The sequence below is a fragment of the Azohydromonas lata genome (assembly GCF_034427735.1).
Lineage (GTDB): Bacteria > Pseudomonadota > Gammaproteobacteria > Burkholderiales > Burkholderiaceae_C > Azohydromonas > Azohydromonas lata.
Genome location: NZ_JAXOJX010000158.1, coordinates 1 through 2,501, shown reverse-complemented (window position 1 = coordinate 2,501; position 2,501 = coordinate 1). Strand labels below are relative to the sequence as shown.

General features: G+C 66.1%; 3 protein-coding genes. All 3 read left to right on the top strand.

Going from position 1 to position 2,501, the window contains the following annotated elements; all coding sequences use genetic code 11:
* The first annotated feature begins 81 nt into the window (after positions 1-81).
* The 3 genes from tnpA to tnpC all read left to right on the top strand — a co-directional run bounded on the left by tnpA (position 82) and on the right by tnpC (position 2,440).
* On the top strand, positions 82-462 hold the full coding sequence (gene tnpA / locus SM757_RS34705; protein WP_322468824.1) for an IS66-like element accessory protein TnpA: 381 nt from the start codon (positions 82-84) through the stop codon (positions 460-462).
* Positions 438-791 (top strand): IS66 family insertion sequence element accessory protein TnpB, encoded by a 354-nt coding sequence (tnpB, locus tag SM757_RS34700; RefSeq protein WP_322468823.1) that lies wholly within the window; start codon positions 438-440, stop codon positions 789-791. Before tnpA ends, tnpB begins: the two co-directional genes overlap by 25 nt.
* A gap of 116 nt (positions 792-907) precedes the next feature.
* Positions 908-2,440: an IS66 family transposase gene (tnpC, locus tag SM757_RS34695; protein WP_322468825.1), complete on the top strand. Its 1,533-nt coding sequence runs from the start codon at positions 908-910 to the stop codon at positions 2,438-2,440.
* Positions 2,441-2,501: the final 61 nt, after the last annotated feature.

The following is a 2,501-nucleotide window of genomic DNA, read 5'->3' as shown; positions in this document are numbered from 1 at the left end:
TATGCGCGCGGCCATACCCGTCTTGATCGCTGACAGGCTCGCCTGAACGATAGCGTCCACTTCACCGAGCAAGTGGACACCATGGAAGACACCAAAGCTATCTTGCGACGCCGGCACAGCGCGGCACTCAAGGCCCAAGTGCTGGCCGAGTGCGACCAGCCTGGCGCATCAGTGGCAAGCGTGGCCTTGAAGCATGGCCTCAACGCCAACCTCGTGCATCGGTGGCGTCGCCCGGCGCGTGGCCAGGCCAATGAGGCGGTGGTCACTGCGGTTGGCGTAGCGCCTGCGGCATTCGTGCCGCTGCAGCTCCCTCCGCCACCGGTAGCGATCGACACGCCAGCGCAGCGGCCATCGCCAGACATCTGCGTCGAGCTTCACCGCGGTGCGACCGCCGTGAAGGTGACATGGCCGGCGACGGCCGCTGCGGAGTGCGCCACATGGCTGCGCGAACTGCTGCGGTGATCCGCGTGGACTCGGTGTGGCTGGCCGTGCAGCCGCTGGACATGCGCATGGGCGCCGAGGCGGCGCTGGCGCGCGTGGTGAACGTCTTCGGCGCGGCTCGGCCACACCACGCCTACATGTTCGCGAACAAACGCGCTGACAGGATGAAGGTCCTCGTGCACGACGGCATCGGCGTGTGGCTGGCGGCGCGGCGTCTGAACGTGGGCAAGTTCGTCTGGCCCAGGGATGGCAGCGCGTCCTTGGCGCTGAGCCAGCCGCAGTTCGACGCGCTGGTGCTGGGGCTGCCGTGGCAGCGCATCGGCGAGGCTGGCGTCATCACGGTGCTGTAGCGCGACTCAATTGCCGGATGTGCTGATGCGCAGCCGGCTTGGAGGCTGGCACGATCACGCCCGTGATCGCCGACGACCGCCTCGACACGCTGGATCCTGAGCAACTGCGCCAGGCCATGCGCGAGCTCATGGCCGAGATGGCGCACAAGGACGAGCTCATCGAGCAGCACCGCCGGGAGGCTGTGCTCAAGCAGGCCACCATCGACAAGTTGACGCACGAGATGGCGGTGCTCAAGCGGCTGAAGTTCGCTGCCCAGTCGGAAGCCTTCAACGCCGAGCAGAGAAACCTCATCGAGGAGACCATCGACACCGACCTGGCGGCGGTGGCCAAGGAGATCGAGAACGTCAACCTCGACGCCAAGAAGCCGGCGCAGGACAAGAAGAAGCCCAAGCGCCAGCCACTGCCGCCCCACCTGCCGCGGCGCGAGATCCACCATGAGCCCGAGAGCACCACTTGCCGCTGCGGCTGCGCGATGAAGCGCATTGGCCAGGACGTGGCCGAGAAGCTGGACTACCGGCCTGGCGTCTTCACCGTGGAGCGCCACGTTCGCGGCAAGTGGGTGTGCAGGCACTGCGAGACCTTGGTGCAAGCCCCCGTGCCGGCACACATCATCGACAAGGGCATCCCTACCACCAGCCTGCTGGCCCAGGTGCTGATCGCCAAGTACCTGGATCACCAGCCGCTGTATCGGCAGGAGTACATCTTCAAACGGGCTGGCATGGCGATCTCGCGCTCCACGCTGGCCACCTGGGTGGGCGAATGCGGCGTGCAGCTGCAGCCGCTGGTGGACGCGTTGGCGGCGGAGTTGCTCAAGCACGACGTGCTGCACGCCGACGAGACGCCGGTGGCGATGCTCAAGCCCGGGCTGAAGAAGACGCACCGGGCGTACATCTGGAGCTATGCCACCACCAGCTTCAACTCCGTCAAGGCCGTCGTCTACGACTTCGCCGAGAGTCGCGGCGGCAAGCATGCGCGACGCTTCCTGGGGCTGGACGACAAGGGCAATGGCTGGAAGGGCCGCCTAGTCACCGACGGCTTCAGCGGCTACGGCGGATGCCACAAGCTTGGCGTCACCGAGGTCGCCTGCAACGCCCACTCGAGAAGGCGCTACCACCAGCTGTGGGTGCATCACAAGAGTGCGGTGGGCGAGCAGGCGTTGAAGTTCTACAAGGAACTCTACGACGTCGAGCGCAAGGTGCAGGACCTGCCTTCGCACGAGCGCAAGACAGCGCGCCAGGCGCGTTCACGGCCGGTGGCCGATGCGATGCACCAGTGGCTTACGCAACAACGCCAGGCAGTGCCCGACGGATCGGCAACCGCCAAGGCCATTGACTACAGCCTCAAGCGCTGGACGGCCCTGACCAGGTACATCGACGATGGCGACCTGCCCATAGACTCCAACTGGGTAGAAAACCAGATTCGTCCGATTGCGTTAGGAAAATCGAACTGGTTGTTCGCCGGCAGCCTACGCGCGGGTCAACGCGCCGCAGCCATCATGACCTTGGTGCACTCGGCTCGTATCAACGGGCACGACCCCTACGCGTACATCAAGGACGTACTGGATCGCTTGCCCACGCAGCCTGCCAGCCGCATTGCGGAGCTGCTGCCCCACCACTGGAAGCCAGCGACGGCCGCATCCGCCGTCTGACCACCGCGCCCGGGTCGGCCATTGCACCCGGCGTCGCGGCGCGTGATCGCCGCGCGCATAC